Genomic DNA, 21867 nt, shown 5'->3' with positions numbered 1-21867 from the left:
CAGAATTAGAAATTGAAATAAATAAACGGATTGTATGTACTTTTGACCAGATACGATACACAGACCAGGAATAAAACGATGATAGTGATTGGATACACCAGTTCCAGTGGCTTGCTGAAACGTGCGCCGTCGACCATCAGTTTGTTCATTCGCGTGGCAATAGGCATGCAGAACAGAATACCGAGGATGAAGAAGAGTGCGTACTCCTTCAGGAACATCCATGTCGTATCGCTCCAGAATCCATTGCCGTACAGTCCAAACATGTTGCCCAGATAGTTACCAGCTTGCAGCAGATCCGGTGAACGGAAGATAACCCACCCGATGACCACAATAAACATGGCATAGAGATGCCGCAGCGGGTTGAAGCGTGTACCTTTATCAAAGTTAGAGATTTTCTCCAGCGCAATGAATGCGAAATTAATTAATCCCCAGACTACAAATGTCCACTCCGCACCATGCCACACGCCAGTCAATCCCCAGATGATGAGCAGATTGCAAATCATTTTATCCTTGTTGGTGACACGTGATCCCCCGAGCGGGAAATAGACATATTCCTTGAACCAGGTGCCCAGCGAGATATGCCAGCGGCGCCAGAATTCAGTGATGGATCGGGAGATATACGGATATCTGAAGTTCTCTTCAAATTTGAAACCGAACATGAGGGCCAGACCAATCGCCATATCGGAGTATCCTGAGAAATCAAAATAGATCTGCAACGTATAAGCGATGGCTCCAAGCCATGCCAGACTTGCCGGAATATCCGAGGTGCCACCCATGCTAAAAATGTGATCCGCGACAATCGCCATGCTGTTGGATAACAGCACCTTTTTACCCAGACCCACAATGAAGCGGCAGCAGCCCAGTGCGAACTTGTCCCAACTCTCCTTTCGGTTGACGATCTGATCCGCAATTATGTTATAGCGCAGAATCGGTCCGGCAACGAGCTGAGGGAAGAAGGAGATATATAGCGCGACATAAAAGAGATTTTTCTGCACCGCACCATGTCCACGATACACGTCGATCACGTATGAAATTCCGTGGAAGGTGAAGAACGAGATACCCAGTGGTAACGCAATATTCGGAATATTTAAGCCAAACCCGGTATTTTCATTCACAATACGCAGTGCAAAAGCCATGTATTTAAAGACGAACAGCATACCCAGATTGACGATCAGCATCAATGTAATGATGGTATATGCGGCATTCCGTCGTTCTCTGAACTTGTCCACGAGCAGGGCGAAGATATAGTTGAAACAGATGGAAGCCAGCATGATGAGGACAAACCATGGTTCACCCCAAGCATAGAAGAATAGACTGGCAACAAGCAGCAGCATGTTTTTGGCCGTAACCGAGAATCTCAGTATGTAATACAGTCCCAGCACAAGCGGCAGGAAATAAAATAGAAAGATTACACTGGAAAAGAGCACTGCCTTTCCTCCTTGAGGATCATATAAGGGAGCATATTGTAACTACTGAATTCAACACGCTCAAATAAAGCAGACCCCCGCATCTCAGGATGCAAGTTGGTCTGCAAGAGTTGTTTACATACTGAAGGGACGCCTAGCCCGTCGATCTTCCCGGGAGCGTCGTTTTTTGGTACCAGGTCTAGTACGTTGTCTTCTCCACACCCAGTAGAGTATGAGTCCATGGATTCCGGCAGCTGTTAACAAGATGCGAATAAACCATCCCACCGAGGTTTTCATCAGTGGGTCCGCAGGGCTGAGCACCTTGGTAACTTCAGATGGGTCAGGAATAGAACGCGGCGTCCCGTCGTTTTCCTGAACATTCATAGCCGAGGAGCGATCCAGCATAACGGTGGTTGTCAGATTCCATTTGCCATTTACAATCGCACGTATGGTCGCTCGCTCCGCTTCGACATCGGTATGCAGCGTCAGCAGTCCATCCGGTGTAATGGATACTCCCTGCACGGGGCTGTCGAGCTGGTATTTTACATCGGGCGTTTCTTCTGAGGAGGATTGAACATTGTATTGGACAACGGATTCCCCAGCTACAGGCTTCACTACACGCTCGTCACCAGTCAATTGCAAGGTGGTCAGATCGTTTTCCACCATCGCTTGTTTCCTGGATATAGGCTTGATATTGCCGATGCGGAAGCTCAGCTTGGCGTTTTCGGGAGTTGTAGTTGTAATGCCCCAGCCAATGACTTTGCTCAAGTTCACTTGACCTGCCGTGTTTGCTTTGTTCTGGACCATTAGGCTGGAAAAGGGGATACGGATCTGTCCGACAAATCCCGGTTCCAACTCAATCAGGCCCGATACCGGGTGAACCAGTTCAGCCTGCCCGGTTGATTTCTCGACTACAATGACGTTTCGATCATCAGATACAGTAAGGGAGAGTTTATCCGATCGGGTCAGTACGATATTAAGAGGCAGCTTTCGGTCCGATTCATTGCGGATGGAGAGGGTCAAGGCCCCATAGCCTGACCAGTCTCGATTCTGCAGCTCATAGACGTAGGCCGAATAGTATCCTTTTTTGAGTCCCTGTGTGGAGGTCTTAATCTGAATACTGCCTTTGTTATCAACACTTGCGTCTACCTTGGCTCCGTTGTTCCATTCATGGAGTGTAGTCCCGCTCACCTTGAGCTGCTCTGCCTGAACAGCCTGAATGGGATACACGTTCCATAACACAACAAGACTGGCGACAAGCGTCAGTTGTTTCCACTTCTTGATCATTTTTCACTTGCCTCCGCTCTATAGATAAGCCATCTCGTTCAGTTCGTCTGGAGAGATGTTGTTCTTGCCCTGGGATGCAGGGCCTGTTTTATTCTGCTGGATACGTTCCTTACTCCACTGTTTCAGCAGAGCTTCCAAGGTTGGTATCTGATGCTTGCAAGCAATATCACGAATATTGGTCACACGGTAAAGATCCCCTCGTTTGTCACGTAGGGATTGCACCCACACGCATTCGAGTGAGATATCTTCGCCAAGCGGAAGTTGGATTTCATTGGCCAAATCATGAGTTTCAATCTCCACCAGAACGAATTCATAGTTGAAATCCAGCAATGTCACGGTTCCATGATCCGGCGTTTGTAATTTGCGATTTAGCGCAATTCTTGCCAGCTTCCGGTTAGACATAAAATCACTCTGACCCCGGCGTACAAAATTCAGGCGAATGTCTTCAAATGTACTGATATCTTTGTCCAGCTTCTGAGGCAGTGTAGGCTCGTGATCATAGATAATATGCAGCAGTTGGCGTTGCTCTTCTTCCGTGATCTCCTTGACGGTAAAAGCATATTTCCAGCGATTTCCGATCGAAGCGACATGCGCCACCTTGCCTGTAAACTCGCTTGAATATCGATCATTCACCAGTTTGATGCCAATCTCGATATCACTTGGAATGTACTTCGGTGTATCCAGCATGACGGAAATGCCGCCTTCCGAGAGATCATGAGTAATGCAGGAGATGGTCTCGCCTTCCGTTGTGAGCGTGCAATCCACGGCAGCCATTGAGCGCTCGTGGTTGCGGAATACTTTACGTCCAGTCAGGAAGAAGATCGACATCATGATGTTGTAGAAATTAATCAATAACCAGTACAGGACAACGAGGAAACCAATCGTTCCCTGACTGAATGTCCAATGAATGCAATTCACGATTCCGATTATGGACAGCACCGCCAGAATCAGATGAGGAATCATCTGTTTAATCTGATAGTTCCGATCATCATTTTGCGCACCGTCTTTGCGGGTAACGACGAATTTGTTCATCGTGATGCCCAGTGTCTCCAGAATGACGGCTGGCAGAAGGGATGGGAACAAAATGGTCTCGTATACATTGGTCCATTTGGTGGTCCGAATATTGCCAGATAGCATTCGCAGACAGGTGTTAGTCAACAGATACATCGGCAACCAGAACACGAGAATCTCCAGAATGGTACATTTCACTACCAGAACGCCGAACACGGCAAACAATATAGGTGACATGATGTACAGCAATCGTTTTAACCCGGAGTACCAGTAGGTAATAGAAGAGATGTAGTTCAGTTTTTGGGCAAAGGTAAGTCCTTTTTTGAAAAGAAGGTTCATCTTTTTTCCTGTTTGGATACAACCGCGCGCCCAGCGCTGACGCTGTTTGATCAGACTTTTCAGATCACCGGGAGCAAGCCCAGAGGCCAGTACTTTGTTGGTGGCGAAGCAGCGATACCCTTTGCTCTGCATTTCAATACCGGTAGCAAAATCCTCTGTAATGGAGCCGGTGTAGAAACCACCGACGTCTTCGAGTGCCTGTCTGGAGAGTACAGTATTGGTTCCCCCATAGATGACGGAGTTGGACTTGTTGCGTCCCACTTGCACGTCCCGATAGAAATAATCCTGTTCATTCGGTATCCGGTTCTCGGAGTACAGATTGTACTGGAACTGATCGGGATTATAGAAACTTTGTGGTGTCTGCACGAAACCAATTTTTTCTCCGGTCAGAAAATAGGGAACGCACGACGTCAGAAAATCATGCTTCGGAATCATGTCGGCATCAAAGGTGACGATTAGCGGGGAGGACGTATGCTTCATGGCATTGTTCAGGTTACCCGCCTTGGCGTGTACATGCTCCGTTCGCGTAAGGTAGTTAATGCCCAGGTGCGCAGCCAGTTCCCGCATCTCGGGACGGTTAGAGTCATCACACAGATGGATATGTACTTTGGAGCGATCAGGATAATCCATGTTCAGACAGCCATTAATCGTTTTGAACAGAAGCGAAGTGGGTTCATTATAAGTTGCGATAAATACATCGACATCCGGATATAAGGCTTCGTCAACAACGGGAAGTTTGGGATATTCCAGCCGGGTCATATTATAAAAATGGACCGCCAGTTCGAACATGCCAATGAGTTCGACAATGAGGAGGGCAAGACCTGCGGTCACGGCGAGAGGGCCATGTCCAAATGGAATGGTGAAGAATGTACGCCAAATGACGTAAATACAAGACATAATCACAGTAGCCGTGACAAGTATCTTGTTGCGTGTACTTAAGTAGTTCAAGAGAATACCTCTTCCTGATTTTTCTGAGTAGTGCCGCCTATCGGAATAAAAAGAATGTGATCATTGTACTAAACGATTCTGAACAAATTCTGAAAAAAGAGATAGGACCTCGATAAATATAGAGCCAACGGTTCAATTTTTCGATGGGTAATTTTGTCGTATCACAATAATTATTGTAGTTATTTGTCGAAATTTGCGCAATATGTTTATTTATTATTTTCGCAAAGATGAAAACGGAGCTTCAATGTGATCTGAAAACACAAAAATGACGAGCCCAAGGATCAACGCCATTAAGTTAAGTTACACTTAATGATATTGCCCCAAGGACTCGTCATTTCTGTTTCAGTCTTTTGCCATTGTGATCTGCAAAAGGCATATATTCAATTCAAACTTAGTCAGAGATGTTACGCGTATAATACTCAATAATATCCTTGCGACGGATAATACCGAGGAAGACACGGTCCACATCCACCACAGGCACAAAGTTTTGGTCTGCTGCCAGCGTCAGCATATCCTCCATCTCGGCCTTAATAAAGACACATTCATTATATACACGGTTGTCGATCTCGTGCACCTGGACTTGATCCATCGTCTCAAATGTCAGTCCGGGGGTGCTCCGCATTTTCCATAACAAATCGCCTTCGGACAGGGTGGCAACATATTTTCCATCCTGGTCAATCACGGGAATGGCGGTATAATGCTGCAATTCAAGCTGCTCGATCGCATCTTTCATGGAAGCGGAAGACTTGATATAGGCCACTTCGGCTTTGGGGAGTAAAAAATAGCTGATTTCCATCATCGGGCTCCTTTACTGTAATTTCACTCTCCTTATTTAAACATATTATGTGAGCTTTCGGCTATTTTTAATGATAAATTCGTCAGATTTGTTCCATTGTTTAATTGGGGCTGGAAATCTATAGTGTATATTAGAGGTGATATGATCATGAAATCGAAACGTAAAATTATTTATGGACTGCTTCCCATCTTATTTGCTGGTGGAATCGGAATGTACTTATACATGCAGAATAGCAAAACAGAGGAAGTGAAACCCGAGGCAACCGTTGATCAATACATAGAGCATTTGCAAAAGAAAGAATTCGATCAACTGTACACCTTGATGACGCCTGCTTCATTGAATGAGTCTGGTATGAACCGTGAGCAATTTGTAGAAAAATACAACGCGATTTATTCAGGCATGGAGGTTTCCTCAATTAAGGCAGAGTGGAAACCGAAAGTAACCGAAGTGACAACAGACAGCAACTCACAGCAAGGCAAGGATAACGGTGATAAAGGGAACAAGAATGGGACTAATAGTGGAAATAAAAATCAAAACCCGGATGTCTATGAAGTGGACTACAGTCTGCAATTAACGACCTTCCTTGGGGAGTTGAATGAGGCACATACACTGAAACTGGTGCGTGAAGAGCTTGAGGACGGAGGGAAAGTCTGGCGGATTAACTGGAAGCCATCCATGATTCTGACCGACATGGTCAAGGGGAGCAAAGTTCGGGTGAGGACGCTTTTCCCGGAACGTGGAGACATTGTTGATCGTGAAGGGCTACCCCTAGCAACAAAGGGAAATATATATGAATGGGGCATCATACCTGACAAGCTGGGAGAAAATCCGGAGAAGATGATCGTCCGAATTGCGGAGCATTACAAAGTAACAGCAGATATGATTAACACCGCACTTGCACAGAAATGGGTGAAGCCGGAATATTTTGTTCCGATTGCTTCAACAGAGGACTCCAGGGTCCCTGTAGCACTGGCTGGTGTGCAAGTTCAATCCAAAGAAATACGATATTATCCGCTTGGCGAGGCTGCTGCTCATCTGATCGGCTACGTTCGTAAGGCCACCAAAGAAGATCTGGAGAAAGATACGGAAGGCTACTATCGTGCGGAAGATTGGATTGGAAAAGCTGGACTGGAGCAATCACTGGAGAAACAGCTTCGCGGCGAACGAGGTGGCCTGATCGAGATCACCGATGAATCTGGAAACACTCGCTCAGAGCTTATCCGCAAGGATGCAGTGGATGGACAGAATATTCAACTTTCAATCAGCTCCGAGCAACAACGTAAGTTGTATAAGACACTCTCGAGTGGTGGTGACGCCGGAGCGATGGTGATGATGAATCCAACGGATGGTAATCTGCTGGCACTGGTTAGTGCGCCTTCCTATAATCCGAACAAGATGGTTACGGGACTGACTCAGGCAGAGTGGGATGCATATTCAGCAGATGAGAAGCTTCCTTTTATCAATAGGTTTACGAATCGCTATGCACCAGGTTCAACCTTCAAAGCCATTACGGCAGCGGCAGGTCTGATGGAGAAGGTTACCACAGCGGACAAATCGCATGATATCTCTGGTTTGCAATGGCGCAAGGATGAGAGCTGGGGCGGTTACTATGTGAAGCGTGTGAAAAGTGTATCCCCGGTGAACATGGTTGATGCGCTGGTCTACTCGGACAATATTTATTTTGCGAAGGAAGCTGTTGAGATGGGCAGTGCCAAGTTTATAGATGGTATCCAGAAGTTCGGTTTTGGAGATAACTTTGGACTAGATGAACTGTATTTGAAACCAAGTCAGTATGCGAACGAGGCTCATCTTGATCTGTCATCCGAGGTGCTGCTCGCTGACACATCCTATGGACAGGGAGAAATGTTGATGTCGCCGATCCATCTGGCGTCGTCCTTCACCCCCTTTATTAATGAAGGGAAAATGGTGAAGCCTGTACTGATAGAGGAAAAGGAAACCGCCCAACCGGAAGTTGTGATTACGCCTGAAGTCGCAAATACGGTGAAGGATGCCTTGGGGCAGGTTGTGACTCGATCGGGAGGAACGGCCCATTCCTTGAACTCACTTCCTGAAGGACTGGCGGCCAAGACAGGGACTGCCGAGCTGAAGGCAAAGAAGGGAGAAAAAGGGCAGGAGAACGGTTTTGTCGTGGTGTTTGATACGGAATCACCATCTTTCCTTATAGCCGCGGTCATTGAACAAGTGAACGGACGAGGTGGCAGTCATCATGTTTTGGATAAATTAAAGCCTTTCCTGGAGAAAAAGGGAGTCACGCAGTAATTTGATACGCTATACGATGATCTAAAATAGTATTTGAAGAGCCCATCCTCCATTCATGTTACCAAAATGGTTGATGGGCTCTTATTTTTGCCTTTAGGTTATAGATTTATTTCCGGGCAGTCAGCATAAAACGTGCCGAGTCACGTTTGTATCGTTCCATTAATGTGCCCGGTTGAACATCTGAGGTTTGCCCACGGCCAAAGGCCGCTGAGACGTTACATTTATCATTTTCACTGACTTGCTGGGTAAGGAATATACCCCCATCTCCCAATACTCTGAATACTTCTGTAGCGCAGAAGTCGGAGTGTCTGGAGGATACCACATTAAAGAATTGATCTTGAAATGTCAGTTTCTCTGCATTCATATGCATAAAACGTACATTTGAATCTGAACCTGTATTCACCAGATTACGCCTGGCAGTTTCAATCATGCCATGGGAAAGGTCGATTCCAACCAATAACAGTGCGGCATGCGCAACGGAAAGAGCAGCTTCTCCACCACCTGTGCCAATATCAAGCAATAGATCAGACGGTTCGGTGCAGCGTGTTTCCTCCAATGTGAGTTCTTGATTCTAGTCAGATGTTATGCAGAATCGTTACGAATAGATGCCGAACAGGCTCAAAAGGGCAGACGTATCCCATGATAGCTGGTACGCGTTTTGATCCAGCCCGACGACTAATTACTTCGACGATTCGGAAGCAACATCAGTTTCACCTCACAGTTTGGAATATCGTTATTATAAAGAATTGACAGCGTTTACGCGAGATGTTATTTTGAGGTGAAATCCATTCTATTAAATTGAGGTGATCGATGGTGGCTGTTCGCGCTAAGCAGATTTTTGTTAATTTGCCCGTTAAGGATTTGAAGAGGTCCGTTGATTTTTTTACCAAAGTAGGGTTTGAGTTCAATGTAAATTTTACAGACGAGTCTGCGACTTGCATGATCATTGGAGACAACATCTATGCGATGCTGCTGGTGGAGGATCGTTTTCAATCTTTTATTTCGAAAAAAATATCCAATGCGGCGGAGACGGCGGAAGTCATCGTAGCCTTGTCGGTGGAGAGTCGTGAACAGGTCGATCTGATTGTACAAGCTGCCCTGGATGCCGGAGGCAAGCCGTATAATGATCCCCAAGATCATGGGTTTATGTATGGGTGGAGTTTTCAGGACCCGGATGATCATCTGTGGGAAGTTTCCTATATGGATCTAAGTAGCTTTCCTACGCAAGAATAGAATACGTTTGTCAGTGCCTTCCTATGAACAGGGAGGCACTTTTTGCGTTCATTTATCCGAATCATACATATTCACACATCCATTTCGATTTGGAGGAATAGGCACTGGATTTATCCTGATAACATATGGTGTAATTTACCTTTTTACTATATGATAAGTGTCGATTCATTTAAAAATAGCATAGTATACATACGTTCTTTTTGATGGAGGGATCAGGGTGTATTGTCACGTATGTGGGACCAAAAGCAGTCCAGGGGACAGCACATGTAGAAAGTGTAGAACGAAATTAAAAGATTCAAGCTCTACAGATGAGCAGATTTGGGCAGAAACAGCAGTTGGTCTGGAAAGTGGAACGGGAAAAGCATTAGATCAGTTATCCAGACAGCATTAGTCTGCACCGAAGCAGAGCAACACTGCACAAGGTCGTGCATTTAGCTGGATTATTCCACTGCTACTGGCAGCGGTAATGGGGTCTTTGTTGACTTACTATTACAAGCAGGAAATGGGTATAAATGCAGAGGTAAAATCACTGCATCAACAGGCGGAGCAGGCGGCTTTGGATGGAAAATATCAAGAGGCGCTTCAACTTTTGGACTCGGCTCTTGCGAAGCGGCCAAACGTTGATGGATTTTTGCAGGATCGCCAAATTACAGCCAAAGCCTTCAATCTGATGAATCAGTTGAACGAAGCTGCGACAAGTTTGAAAACTGGGAAACTTGCTGCCGGTGACAAGACACTTCAGGCTGTAGCGAAAGTGTTGAAAGAGCGAGAAGAACCGGTTTTTGCTAAGGTGCGCACGACTTTAAACAACAATAAGGTGACACTGGCTGTCCTGAAGGTAAAGCAGGAAATCGATAGTTTGACAACCGTACAGGCACTTGCTGAGAAATTGGACACAGTATCGAAATTGAAAGGCAAGGAAGCAGAAGCGGTTCAGAAACAAATTATCGACAAGCTGGCTGGCCTTAGCTATAAGCAAGCTGAACAGCAAGTGAAGAAAAAGGATTTCACAGCTGCTTTACAAACTGTGGATCAGGGATTGTCCTATGCGCCGGAAAATGAAAAACTGACTGCTTACCGTGAGAGGGTGCTCAGTGAAAGAAAGGCGTTTGAAAAAGCGGAAGCGGAACGTATCCAACTGGCGGAGCAACAGGCTGCGGAGGAAGATCTGAAGAATCGAACGGCGGCAGTAAGCATAGTGAACGTTGAAGCAGCACTCGATATATATGGTGACCTTTATATTAGCGGTTCAATGGTAAACAATGCGACCCGGCCGATCTCTTCCATCACTGTCTTGGTTGACATTTATGGTACAGACGGTAGCTATCTGGGCCAGACTTATGTAGATGTGTATCCAAGCTGGTTGGAAGTGGGGGAAGAAGGTTTCTTTGAAACCTATTATTATGGTGTTTATCAGGAAGCAGAAGTCTCTGTTGTGAATGCAACGTGGTATCTGGAATAGGGGGACAGGTTGGAATGGCCAAACGAACATGGAGTATGATCATATCCAGTGCCATGATTATTGGTGCTGGAACAGGAGGCGTGTTCTGGATACATCAGCATTCAGCAGATCAGTTGCAGGATGGGCCCAGACTGGCTGTTGTCGCTGCGAAGGAAACGCAAAGCGCGGTAGTGACGACTGCTTCCAAGGAGCCTGAGAAGAAGACGCGCAAACAGATCATTGAAGAGAGCCAGAAGAAAGTGGTTACGATCGAGAGCAGCAGTGGATTGGGCTCTGGCTTTCTTTACAATGACCAAGGGGACATCGTAACCAATGCACATGTGGTGGAAGGCTCAAAAGAAGTGACCGTCCGTACCCTCAATCATGAGGAATATAAAGGAACAGTCATTGGTATAGGGGAAGAGACAGACGTGGCAGTTGTCAGGGTGCCGGATCTGAAAAAGGTCAAACCACTATCCATTGCCAAATCCAAAGCCGAGACTGGAGACGAGATCCTGGCGCTGGGCAGTCCGCTCGGGCTGGAGAATACCGTAACTACGGGAATTATTAGTGGTGTAGGACGTAGCTTTGAAATAGCACCTTATATTTATAGCAATCTTTATCAGATATCAGCTCCTATAACTCATGGTAACAGTGGTGGACCACTGATTAGTGCGGAGACTGGCGAAGTACTCGGCATCAATTCAGCTGTGGTGGAGCAGGAGGGTGGAATTGGATTCAGCATCCCTATGACCAGTGTGCTCAAGCAGGTGCAGGCGTGGTCCCAAAATCCTTCAGTTGGAGCAACGGTTAAGACGGCAGGGGATACGCATTCGGGATCAACCTCAGCATCATTGGAAGCAGAAGGGCTGGTGACGGACTTTTATATGAGCCTGAATCTGAGCGATTATGTCACGGCTTATGCATTGCTCGGCAGCGATTGGCAGAGTGGGACGACATATGCCAAGTTTCGCGAAGGGTATATAAATACGAGCTATGTAACTATCGGTGATATTTCCTCTACAACCAACGGAAATAAAGAGATGGAAGTGACGGCGGTCATTACAGCGGATGAGCGTAGAGATGGCGAGTATGTAACAACGAAATACAAAGTTACGTATCAGGTAGGATATGAGAATGGCCAGCTGAAAATATTGCATGGCCAGGGCAAGAAGATGAAATAAAGCGCAGGGAGAGGGAGCTGGCAAATCTGCTAACTCCCCTTTTTGATTGCTTATGTTCGATTCATCTGTTAAAATACAGAACGAACGTTCAGTATGCAAGAGGTGGAGTGAAATGTATGAGTTTGAATAAAAAGCAACTACAAACCGAGCAGACCAAGAAGAAACTTGCGGATGCCTCAAGAGCCCTTTTTGTGCAAAAAGGCTATAAAGCAACGTCCATTGAAGATATTGTGGCTGCGACGGGCAGCAGCAAAGGCAATATATATTACCATTTTAAAAGTAAGGAAGGTCTCTTTCTGTATCTGATTGATGAGTGGGATCGGGAGTGGGAAGAGAATTGGGCAGCCAAGGAACATCTGTATCATACTTCTACGGAGAAGATTTACGGCTTGACGGAACAATTAGTCCTTGATGACATGAATCACCCACTGACCAAGGCGGCAGATGAGTTTTTCACCGGTGAAAAGAAAGAAAATGATATTGAAGAACGAATAGCTTTGATGTTTGAGCGGCATATTCAATTTAACAAACAATTGGTGGAACAGGGGATAGAGAGCGGAGAGTTTAAGGCAGACAACGCAGATAATCTTGCCCTCATTCTGGAAAGCACCATTATTGGTCTCAGTCAGCTGTCGCGCGGCATGGAGCCAGATCAGGCTCTTGCCTTATACCGCCAAGCCGCTAGCGTATTCTTGTATGGAATTGCAAAAGATAAAGATTAAGGCAACATTTTGACAACTACGGAGGATGGAATCATGGCATTACTTACACGGAACAGGGGCGCATTGCTGCTGTTAATGTTTAATATTTTTCTCGTTTTTACAGGTATAGGTCTTGTGGTACCTATTATGCCTGCGTATATGGATCTACTACAAATCACCGGATTCACGGTTGGTTTGTTGGTAGCAGCATTCTCCTTCACGCAGTTTCTGTTTTCTCCAGTTGCGGGCCGTTGGTCTGACATCTTGGGGCGTAAAAAAATTATCGTTGGCGGCATGTTAATCTTTGCTGTATCAGAGTTTATGTTTGGTGCTGTGAATGCACCATCGCTGCTCTTCGCAGCCCGGATGCTTGGAGGGATCGGTGCAGCGATGATCTTCCCAGCAGTAATGGCCTATACCGCAGATATTACGACAGAAGAAGAACGCGGTAAAGGCATGGGATTAATCAATGCGGCAATTACTACAGGTTTTATCATTGGTCCGGGCATCGGTGGATATATCGCTGACTTTGGTATTCGGATTCCTTTCTATGCGGCAGGTATTGCGGGTTTGCTGGCATCCATCATTACGTTGATTATTTTGCCGGAATCGACCAGAATTACCGGAGAGCAAACCGAGCAAACCAAACCTGTTGCGGGTGCACCGAAGGTCAAAGGCACGGGCATGGTTACCCAGTTGCTGCATTCGTACCGGGAGCCCTATTTTTTCAGTTTGATTATCGTATTTGTTATGGCGTTTGGCCTGGCTAACTATGAGACAGTCTTTTCTCTGTTCGTGGATCACAAATTTGGCTTCACCACCAAGGATATTGCATTCATTATAACGTTTGGTTCCATTGCGGGAGCCGTGGTGCAGGTCTCACTGATTGGCTGGCTGTTAAACCGATTTGGTGAGAAAAAAGTCATTTCGATCTGCTTGCTCTTCGTAGCGGTATTTGTACTGTTGACCCTGTTTGTGAACACGTACTGGATGATTCTGGTCGTTACATTTATCGTTTTCCTAGGCATGGATATTTTGCGTCCGGCAATCAGTACACAGATGTCGAAACTGGCACAAGAACAGCAGGGCTTTGTGGCTGGATTGAACTCGGCCTATACAAGTTTGGGGAATATCGCAGGTCCGATCGTAGCTGGGGCGCTATTCGATGTGAATATTAACTACCCTTACGTTTCGGCAGCTGCCGTTCTGGCGATCTGTTTCCTGTTATCTCTGAGAGTACTAAGAGGTGGTGTAAAGTCGACAACAGGCAATACCAAGGCTGAAATGTAATTCTGATTTGAATAACAGTGCGTGAGTATCAACACAAAAAACAGTCGTTTACACATGATTCATGTGTAAACGACTGTTTTTTTATTTTATGATGTTAACGGATTTCTCCATTGGTTTCAATCAGTTTTTGATACCAGTGGAAGCTCTGTTTACGAATGCGTCTTAATTCCTTGATATCGAATTCTTCCCGATCCACGTAGATGAATCCATAACGTTTGCTTGATCCTTGATGTGTGCTGACCAGATCAATCGCAGACCAAGGGCAGAAGCCGAATACATCTACACCGTCAGTAATAGCCAGTTGAATCTGTTCGATATGTTTATTGAAAAACTCAATGCGGTACGGGTCGTTGACCACGTCGCCTTCCTCCAGCTTATCAAATGCACCCAGACCATTCTCGGTAACGATCAATGGCAGATGATAACGGGAATAGATCTGGCGCAGAGTTGAACGGAATCCAACGGGATCAATTTCCCAACCAAATTGGGTCTTTTGCAAATTTGGATTTACAGATCCTCTGTAAGCTCCTGGCTCACCAACGATTTCATGCTGGTCTCCGGTATGAGAGAAGTCATTGCCATCATTCAGACTTTCACCAACGGTCTGTGATGTATAGTAGTTAAAAGCAATAAAATCAGGGTTTCCTTGAGCCAGGATGTCCATGTCTCCGTCTTCAATGATTGGAGTATATCCTTTTTCTTCGAGATAACTCCAGGCAATATGATTGTAGCGTCCATATACCGCCATATCGAGATAGAGCCAGTTGCGAATGGCAGCATAGTTATCAGCAGCGAGCGTATCTTCCGGTTTGGAGCTCGCGGGATAGATTACTCCGATATTGGGAACCGGGCCGATTTTGGCTTCAGGCAGCATCTCATGACACAGAACCATGGCTTTGGCTTGAGCGACCAGCATGTGATGATTTTGCTGATACAGCGTTTTTTGCGGATCAACAAGCGTTGTATCCAATGTACCCAGAGAGCCGGGATGCAGGATTAGCATATTTTGTTCGTTGATGGTCAGCCAATATTTGACCCGGTCACCATAGTTCTCATAAAGTGTTTTGGCATATTGTTCAAAGGCATCAATCGTTGCACGGTTGGACCAGCCCCCTTTTTCTTCAAGCGCATATGGAAGATCGAAGTGATACATGGTCACAATGGGCTCAATACCATATTTAATTAACTCATCAATGAGGGAATCGTAAAATGCGAGTCCCTTCGGATTTACTTCACCTGCTCCTTGCGGATAGATGCGAGTCCAGGCGATGGAGAAACGGTAGGCTTTGAAGCCCATTTCGGCCATTAGCGCTACATCTTCCTTGTACATATGATAGTGATCACTGGTTACTTTGAAGTCGGTTACGCCTTCCACATGGTTTCCCATGTCGATGACAGAAGGGCCTTTGCCATCTTCATTCCAGGCTCCTTCAATTTGATAGGCGGAGGTTGAACCTCCCCAGAAGAAATCTTTGGGAAATGGTTTGAGTTGAGTATGCTTCATTGTTAGTTCCTCCTAAATTGAATACATAGGTTATAAGTTGAGTTAGACAACCAAAGTTAACAGGACATCGTTTTTCTGTACATTCTTTTGAGTCGTTTCGAATACATCCACTTCCTGCTGTGTAAGAGTAACAATGACAGGAGTCACGGTCTCGTATCCGGCTTCCTTGATTTTATCGATTTCAAATTGGATCAACAGATCGCCTTGTCTAACGATGTCGCCTTCCTGAACAACGGGATTAAAATGTTTTCCCTTCAGCGCTACCGTGTTAATACCAATGTGAATCAAAATCTCGGTACCTGCGTTAGTCGTTAATCCAATGGCATGTCCAGTGGGGAATAGTGAAGTTACAACACCATCCACCGGAGCGACAACTTCGCCAATCTCAGGAACAATCGCCAAACCTTTACCCATAGCGCCTGTTGAGAAGGCTGGATCATTTATGGTGCTCAAGGCTACAGCTTTACCTGTAAGCGGGCTAAAGATTTGTTCCTTTTTAATTTCAGTTGTTTTGGTCTCAGGTACGACAGGAAGTTCTTCCGGTGTACTTTCAGTCGCTGTGTTGGAGACAGATTCATTTTTTTCGGAAGCTGTGTCTTTGGTTTTGCTTTCGTATCCGAACATCACGGTTAATACCGCCGCTACAGCAAAGGAGCAAGCAATTGCAATCACGTAGACAACTGTTGGTGTATAGACAGGAATGGCAAATATATTATGGAACACATAAGCAGTCATTTTAACTCCAAAGTGACCATTAATGGCGCCGCCGATCGCACCTGCAATGACAACGATAGGAATCACTCGTTTGTAACGCAGGATCAGACCGTATACGATCGGTTCAGTTACTCCTGCAAGTAAACCGGTAAGGCTGGTGGAACCTGCAAGGGTGCGCAGGGTTTTGTTCTTTTTGGCTTTCAGGAAAATACCAAATGCGACACCGATTTGTGCAAACACGGCTGCAGCAGCCATGGCTTCAATCGGATCACCGCCTACCCCGATATTCTGAATCGTAATTGGTGTGAACCCCCAGTGGAGTCCGAAGATTACCATGAAGGTCATGAATCCACCCAGGACAATACCTGACAAAATGCCGCTGACACCAATAAGCCAAGTTACGCCGGAGGAGATCCAGTCACCTACCGTGGTGCCGAATGGTCCAAAGGCCATTGCAGACAGAGGAACCATAATCATCAGAGCAATCATTGGTACAAGGAACAATTGCAGGTCTTTCAAAATGATTTTCTTCAGAAGCTTGTCGAGTACAGCGTAGATACTGATGGATATGAAGATCGGAAACACGCTGGCTGAATAATTCATCATGACAACGGGTATGCCCAGGAACGATACATCCGAGCCTTTATCCATCAGTCCAGTGAAGTTCGGCTCCATCAGAGCGGCACCAATTACACCGGCTACATAAGGGTTGGCCTTCAGTTTCATACCGAGTGTAATACCGAGAAAGATCGGTAAGAAATAAAAGACAGCATTGCCGGCAGCGGATAGAATTAGGTACGTGTCACTTGTATCAGACATCCATCCAAGCATGGTCAGGACGGTCAGCAAAGCTTTTAACATACCTGAGCCTGCCATGGCCGGGATTAACGGTGAGAAACTTCCGGATATAATTTCAAAAACTTTGGATAATACCGAGGTTTTTTTTCCTGTGGACTCGGCAGATGAGGAGGAATCCCCTCCAAAATCTCTGTTCTTCATGATCTCTGCATATACATGAGCCACATTGCTGCCAATAACGACCTGGAACTGTCCGCCGCTTTCGACAACGGTGATGATACCGTCGTGTTTCTCAAGTGTTTCGCGTTCTGCTTTTTTCGAATCCTTCAGGTCGAATCTCAGCCGGGTTGCACAGTGGACAAGCCCGTTGATATTAGCTTCACCGCCGACGAGGCGAACGATGTCATCCCCCATTTTTTTATGATCCATGTTCATTCTCCTTTGTTGTTAAGATTGCCTGAAAACAAAAAAATACCTAAACGAATGGCTATGATCATCGGAAAGATGACCCGTTGCCAATCATTTAGGTATCGCCTGCTTTACCAGTAACAATCCTTGTCGTTAAGTTGTGAGACCTACTATAAATGACGCCGAAATCGTTTGCAAGCTTTTTTTATTCAGCGTCCAGCATTTCGTTACGGGAAGTGACACGGTGAATATGAATCGTCAAATAGACTTTTTCATCAATGGACATGGCGCTTTCAAACTTCTCTTCAAGGTATTGATTAATCATTTGTGTACACTGAAAAGCCTTGGCATACTTGTCTTTAACCTGCTCATAAAGGAAGTTATCTCCCGAAGCAAATTGCTCCTGTTCATTACTCAACATTCTCTGCACAAAGTATTGCAGATGGGTAATAAACCGGGAATAATTAAATGAATTTTCATCCAGGGCGATGTGGTAATGATTGGTGACAATGTTGAAAATATCATCAATAACCTCGGTAATTTCAACCGTTTGTTTCATACCCTGACCATCTTGGCGGGCGTTGACAAAGTGCATGGCAATAAAGCTCGCCTCATGTTCATCCATCTGAATGCCGAATTGTTCCTGAATCAGTTCGACTGCGTTCATGCCAATCCAAAACTCCTTTTTGTAAAACTTCTTGATTTGCCACAAAAGGGAATTCTTCAGCCCGACGGATTTGCGGTACCGTGTAATGGCGAATTGAATATGATCAATCAACGAAATATAGATATTATCACTAAAAATATCGCCCATTTCCTTTTTGGCATAGGCGACTATTTCATCAGCCAATTTTAAATATTCAACCGATGTTTCACCGATCAGGTCAATCAATTTTTGCGGTATTTTATCCGATTTCAGCACAAAGGTTTTTTCGATTTTATCCTCATCCACGGGCTGTCCATTTTTCTTTTTGAAGCCCAGACCGTTGCCAATGACAACAAATTCGTGGCCAACCTGATTTTCTGCCCGGATTACATTGTTGTTAAAAATCTGTCGGATGATCATATATGTGTTCACCTCAATAGCTCGTAATAATAACAAAAAACCCAAACTAAGGCATGTTAGACAGCCTTTGTTTGGGTATCGCCTGCTTACCAGTAACAATCCCGAAGAAGACACAGCTTCCTCTTTTAATTATGTCCACTATACCGCTTTCATAACAGAATAACAATACAATGATTTATGGAAATGAACGTAAAGACGTCAATTTTTGTTATAATAAGAAATGCTGGAAGTGAATAATAAGGGCTGGGTTGCATAACAAGTTACCGAGGACGGTCATTTTTAAGCATATACAGGATTATTGGAGTGATAAAATGAGTAAAGCAAAAGGTAATGGCGGTACTGGGCGCGGCACCGGAAAAAAAGGCTGGAACCGTTGGCAAGCCGCCGCTAACCGGGCGAAGAGTGCCCCGAAACCTTATAAAAGTAAAGGCACGAAGAAGAAGGACGACACCGAAACTTCAAGTGACAAGCTCCAGTAAATGGGCACAAGATAGAGTGGAGAGGGGATCTGACCTAAATACAGGGAGGGTCTCTTTTTTATTTCACAAGTTATATATTGAAGAGAGACCAAGAAAATAAGAATAGAGAGGTAAGTTTTCGCAGCGTGTTATACCATCCCCGAATATCAAAAAACCAAGACGCAAGGAACTACCCTAACATCTTGGTTCATCGTTATTAATGATCTTATTGATATTTGGTGTAAAGACCTAATTGGCCCTTACTTTGAAAAATGAGATCAGTTCTTGCAATTGCCCCGATACAGCTGAGAGTTCATCAGAAGCAGCGACAATGGAAGCCATGGACGATTCCTGTTCGGCAATAGATTGCTCAATCTGTTTGCTGCTATGTGCTGCTTTGCTGACGCTCGCAGACAATTCATCCGCAGTAGCCGACATCTCCTGTGTGCTGGCGGATATTTCTTCGGTAGAGCTGGATATATCCTGAATTTGGTTGGCGACTTTGTTCGTAGCTGTCAGAATATCTTCAAAGAATTGACCTGTCTCCAGGGTGACATGAGATCCCTTCTCTACTTCTTGAGAGCCAAGCTGCATAGCTTCGGCAGATTGGAGGATATCGCGTTGAATTCCGTCAATCAAGGTACGGATCTGTTTGGCTGAGTCTTGGGACTGTTCAGCGAGCTTGCGTACTTCCCCTGCGACCACAGCGAACCCTTTTCCTTCCTCACCAACACGAGCCGCCTCAATGGAAGCATTCAGGGCGAGCAAATTAGTCTGTTCTGCAATCTGCGTAATCATATTTACGATGCTACTAATTTCGTTGGAGCGGCTTTCCAAAGACTGTATAGATTCCGACGTGTGCTTCACCGCACCGGAGATCAGTCTCATCTGCTCAATCACTTGTTGCATAATCTCATGACCTGAATTAGAACGTTGTTCCATGCTTAGGGCTTCATCCGCTACATCTGCAGAACTGGTAGCTATTGTCTGTACAACTGTAGACATCTCCGTCATTGCTCGGGCACTTTCCACGCTGGCCTGATCCTGAGAGCGAAGGCCGTGAGAAATGTCCCGGATATTACTGCTGATCAGCTGAATGTTATCATTATTTTTCTCGGAAATATCTAATAATTTCTTGGATGAGTCAGAGAGGTGATAGGATGTCGCTTGGACTTTGAACATCGTGTCATTGAATCGCTGAATCATCGTATTGAATTTTTGATTGATAATTCCTAGATCATCTCGTCCGGTTTGGATCGTTACATCCAGATTACCTGAGCTCGCAGCCTCAATACCTTTCATGAGGTCGCGAATTGGCTTGAGTGTTTTCTTTAATAGAATATACTGCAGTACCATAAACAGAATCAGGAAACCGATAAGGAAAATACTACTGTATGTAATCAGCTTATGGAGTCCTTTTGGAACTGCATTTGCATCAACGTCGAAGTAAAGTGCAGCGTACATTTTTCCTTCGGCATTTTTAATAGGATACATAATGGTAGTCCAAGTACCGTATTCGTCCGTATAAAAGCTGCTTAATGCAGGATTCTCGTCTATTTTCATACCTTCAAGAGCTATAACATTTTTCTGTGGTAATGGATACATTGAACCTGCTTCCATATTGCTTTCTTCAAAAGGCCCGAGCAGGTTGGTAGGAATCGCAATGATGGACGTCTGATTTCCTTCCTTCAGTTCAGTGCCGAAGATATAGGTTTGTGCAATATTGGGATATAGCTCGTGGATGGAATCCAGGTATTCTCTTAATTCTTTCTGAACAGGTCCGGAATAACTTTTCTCTTTTACTGCTTCAAGTACTTTGTCTGTATCCAGATCATCAAACCATTTCTGAGTCGTAACCTCAGCCTGCTCGTACAATTGTTGACTCAAAATATTCTTCTGCAGTTGATATCCCGCTGTAATCAGGATAACCCCAATCAACATAATGCTGCCGAATGAAATAACGAGATTTTTAGCAAAGAAGGGAAGAGTACTCCACCGTATCTTATCTAACAACATAGTTCACTCCTTTTTCTAATTGTGAGCATCTGGATGCGTGTTGCTCTGCGTTTGGTGCTATGTATCCATGTGATATATCGTAATAGGGCTAGACTAATGTTAGTTTTCGGAATGAAAATGATGCTTTAGGACCAAGGTTTTCAGAATATTTCTCATTTCTTTCATTATTGTGTTCATAAAAGAAAAATGCGCAAAACTATAACGGCAATTTCATTGAAGATTGGGGAAATTAATTGCCAAGAAGAATAAGTTCCTTCATTTTGAGAAGTGAATTGCTGCCTAACATGTATATACATAAAGGGAACAGGGATTTATTTTGAAATAAAGATATGCGCATATATGAAATACATTAACACGCAAAAATGACTCTAGGCGAGATTTTGGTGAAGCGACAAGATCACTGTACGATATCCTATTACTATTATGAAAGAGAGCAGTATATAGATGAAGCTAACTTAATAAGTAGTGACATTAATGAAGAAAAGTTTTTACGGCCCTCTGAGTTAAACTATCCATTAGAGCTTAGGCGTTGGGATTACAGCCAATGAAGGTTATCCCATAGAACTCTTAGAGCATATCGCGAAATTCCGTTAGTGTAATAATCACTGGAGTACATTTATAATCAATAGTCATTGTAGTGAAGAGAAAGGGATACTTGAGGAGGTTTCCTTATTAATGAATCAAAACAAAGCGAAGTTAGACTTTCAGCGCCAAGGGCTTAAATTCTGGGTTAAGAAGGAGAGTAGGACAACTACCTGTATTGAAATAAAATAATTATAATATAGCTTGTAATTAATAATAGAACATGATATATTATTAATCCGGCCAAGAAAACACGAGAAATACGGTGCGGCAAGCGAATGAAATAAGCTTCGAAAGAAACTTAAAAAAAGTGCTTGCAAAGTTGGTTCGGATCTGATAAGATATAAGAGTTGCTGAAGAAAACAACCGCGGCAACGAAACGAGTTTGATCTTTGAAAACTGAAC

General features: G+C 44.7%; 16 protein-coding genes. 7 read left to right on the top strand and 9 right to left on the bottom strand.

Going from position 1 to position 21867, the window contains the following annotated elements:
• Nucleotides 1-5: 5 nt before the first annotated feature.
• From AMS66_RS02260 to AMS66_RS02245, 4 genes are all read right to left on the bottom strand, one after another.
• Nucleotides 6-1427, bottom strand: coding sequence for an MBOAT family O-acyltransferase (locus AMS66_RS02260; protein WP_053779247.1), 1422 nt, complete (start codon nucleotides 1425-1427; stop codon nucleotides 6-8).
• A 114-nt stretch (nucleotides 1428-1541) separates the two neighbouring features.
• Nucleotides 1542-2693 carry a hypothetical protein gene (locus tag AMS66_RS02255; protein WP_053779246.1) on the bottom strand — a complete coding sequence of 384 codons (1152 nt, stop codon included), beginning with the start codon at nucleotides 2691-2693 and terminating at the stop codon, nucleotides 1542-1544.
• A gap of 18 nt (nucleotides 2694-2711) precedes the next feature.
• Nucleotides 2712-4991 carry a glycosyltransferase gene (locus AMS66_RS02250; protein WP_144424389.1) on the bottom strand — a complete coding sequence of 760 codons (2280 nt, stop codon included), beginning with the start codon at nucleotides 4989-4991 and terminating at the stop codon, nucleotides 2712-2714.
• Nucleotides 4992-5382: 391 nt separating this feature from the next.
• Complete coding sequence (locus tag AMS66_RS02245) at nucleotides 5383-5787, bottom strand: CBS domain-containing protein (protein WP_024631266.1); 405 nt, start codon at nucleotides 5785-5787, stop codon at nucleotides 5383-5385.
• Between the two features lie 147 nt (nucleotides 5788-5934).
• On the opposite strand from AMS66_RS02245, the gene AMS66_RS02240 reads away from it, so the two are divergent.
• Entirely contained in the window at nucleotides 5935-8067 is a 2133-nt protein-coding gene (locus AMS66_RS02240) for a penicillin-binding transpeptidase domain-containing protein (RefSeq protein ID WP_053779245.1), read from the top strand.
• A 106-nt stretch (nucleotides 8068-8173) separates the two neighbouring features.
• On the opposite strand, the gene AMS66_RS02235 is transcribed toward AMS66_RS02240, so the two are convergent.
• Nucleotides 8174-8623: a class I SAM-dependent methyltransferase gene (locus AMS66_RS02235; protein WP_082350523.1), complete on the bottom strand. Its 450-nt coding sequence runs from the start codon at nucleotides 8621-8623 to the stop codon at nucleotides 8174-8176.
• Nucleotides 8624-8880: 257 nt separating this feature from the next.
• Between AMS66_RS02235 and AMS66_RS02230 the strand changes: the two genes are divergently transcribed.
• From AMS66_RS02230 to AMS66_RS02210, 5 genes are all read left to right on the top strand, one after another.
• Nucleotides 8881-9300 carry a VOC family protein gene (locus tag AMS66_RS02230; protein WP_053779314.1) on the top strand — a complete coding sequence of 140 codons (420 nt, stop codon included), beginning with the start codon at nucleotides 8881-8883 and terminating at the stop codon, nucleotides 9298-9300.
• 466 nt (nucleotides 9301-9766) lie between these two features.
• Complete coding sequence (locus AMS66_RS02225) at nucleotides 9767-10762, top strand: FxLYD domain-containing protein (RefSeq protein WP_236703087.1); 996 nt, start codon at nucleotides 9767-9769, stop codon at nucleotides 10760-10762.
• Between the two features lie 14 nt (nucleotides 10763-10776).
• Complete coding sequence (locus AMS66_RS02220; protein WP_053779242.1) at nucleotides 10777-11925, top strand: S1C family serine protease; 1149 nt, start codon at nucleotides 10777-10779, stop codon at nucleotides 11923-11925.
• 122 nt (nucleotides 11926-12047) lie between these two features.
• Complete coding sequence (locus tag AMS66_RS02215; RefSeq protein WP_053779313.1) at nucleotides 12048-12647, top strand: TetR/AcrR family transcriptional regulator; 600 nt, start codon at nucleotides 12048-12050, stop codon at nucleotides 12645-12647.
• 33 nt (nucleotides 12648-12680) lie between these two features.
• Nucleotides 12681-13916, top strand: coding sequence for an MFS transporter (locus AMS66_RS02210; RefSeq protein WP_053779241.1), 1236 nt, complete (start codon nucleotides 12681-12683; stop codon nucleotides 13914-13916).
• A gap of 94 nt (nucleotides 13917-14010) precedes the next feature.
• Here AMS66_RS02210 and AMS66_RS02205 read toward each other — a convergent pair whose 3' ends face one another.
• The 3 genes from AMS66_RS02205 to licT all read right to left on the bottom strand — a co-directional run bounded on the left by AMS66_RS02205 (nucleotide 14011) and on the right by licT (nucleotide 18406).
• Entirely contained in the window at nucleotides 14011-15420 is a 1410-nt protein-coding gene (locus AMS66_RS02205) for a glycoside hydrolase family 1 protein (RefSeq protein ID WP_053779240.1), read from the bottom strand.
• A gap of 42 nt (nucleotides 15421-15462) precedes the next feature.
• Entirely contained in the window at nucleotides 15463-17361 is a 1899-nt protein-coding gene (locus AMS66_RS02200; RefSeq protein WP_053779239.1) for a beta-glucoside-specific PTS transporter subunit IIABC, read from the bottom strand.
• A gap of 184 nt (nucleotides 17362-17545) precedes the next feature.
• Nucleotides 17546-18406 carry a BglG family transcription antiterminator LicT gene (gene licT / locus AMS66_RS02195; RefSeq protein WP_053779238.1) on the bottom strand — a complete coding sequence of 287 codons (861 nt, stop codon included), beginning with the start codon at nucleotides 18404-18406 and terminating at the stop codon, nucleotides 17546-17548.
• Nucleotides 18407-18717: 311 nt separating this feature from the next.
• On the opposite strand from licT, the gene AMS66_RS31485 reads away from it, so the two are divergent.
• A complete protein-coding gene (locus AMS66_RS31485; RefSeq protein WP_082350522.1) occupies nucleotides 18718-18885 on the top strand; it encodes a DUF3934 family protein in 168 nt (55 codons plus the stop codon).
• Nucleotides 18886-19113: 228 nt separating this feature from the next.
• On the opposite strand, the gene AMS66_RS02190 is transcribed toward AMS66_RS31485, so the two are convergent.
• Nucleotides 19114-20880: a methyl-accepting chemotaxis protein gene (locus tag AMS66_RS02190; protein WP_053779237.1), complete on the bottom strand. Its 1767-nt coding sequence runs from the start codon at nucleotides 20878-20880 to the stop codon at nucleotides 19114-19116.
• Between the last annotated feature and the right edge of the window lie 987 nt (nucleotides 20881-21867).

Origin of the sequence: Paenibacillus xylanivorans (assembly GCF_001280595.1) — a bacterium.
Classification (GTDB): Bacteria; Bacillota; Bacilli; order Paenibacillales; family Paenibacillaceae; genus Paenibacillus; species Paenibacillus xylanivorans.
This window is presented reverse-complemented; position numbering and strand designations above follow the sequence as displayed.

Coding starts and splice junctions, on each gene's coding strand:
- AMS66_RS02255 (WP_053779246.1), bottom strand. CDS start 2,693: ATGATCAAGAAGTGGAAACAACTGACGCTTGTCGCCAGTCTTGTTGTG.
- AMS66_RS02245 (WP_024631266.1), bottom strand. CDS start 5,787: ATGGAAATCAGCTATTTTTTACTCCCCAAAGCCGAAGTGGCCTATATC.
- AMS66_RS02240 (WP_053779245.1), top strand. CDS start 5,935: ATGAAATCGAAACGTAAAATTATTTATGGACTGCTTCCCATCTTATTT.
- AMS66_RS02225 (WP_236703087.1), top strand. CDS start 9,767: ATGGGGTCTTTGTTGACTTACTATTACAAGCAGGAAATGGGTATAAAT.
- AMS66_RS02220 (WP_053779242.1), top strand. CDS start 10,777: ATGGCCAAACGAACATGGAGTATGATCATATCCAGTGCCATGATTATT.
- AMS66_RS02210 (WP_053779241.1), top strand. CDS start 12,681: ATGGCATTACTTACACGGAACAGGGGCGCATTGCTGCTGTTAATGTTT.
- AMS66_RS02205 (WP_053779240.1), bottom strand. CDS start 15,420: ATGAAGCATACTCAACTCAAACCATTTCCCAAAGATTTCTTCTGGGGA.
- AMS66_RS02200 (WP_053779239.1), bottom strand. CDS start 17,361: ATGGATCATAAAAAAATGGGGGATGACATCGTTCGCCTCGTCGGCGGT.
- licT (WP_053779238.1), bottom strand. CDS start 18,406: ATGATCATCCGACAGATTTTTAACAACAATGTAATCCGGGCAGAAAAT.
- AMS66_RS31485 (WP_082350522.1), top strand. CDS start 18,718: ATGAGTAAAGCAAAAGGTAATGGCGGTACTGGGCGCGGCACCGGAAAA.
- AMS66_RS02190 (WP_053779237.1), bottom strand. CDS start 20,880: ATGTTGTTAGATAAGATACGGTGGAGTACTCTTCCCTTCTTTGCTAAA.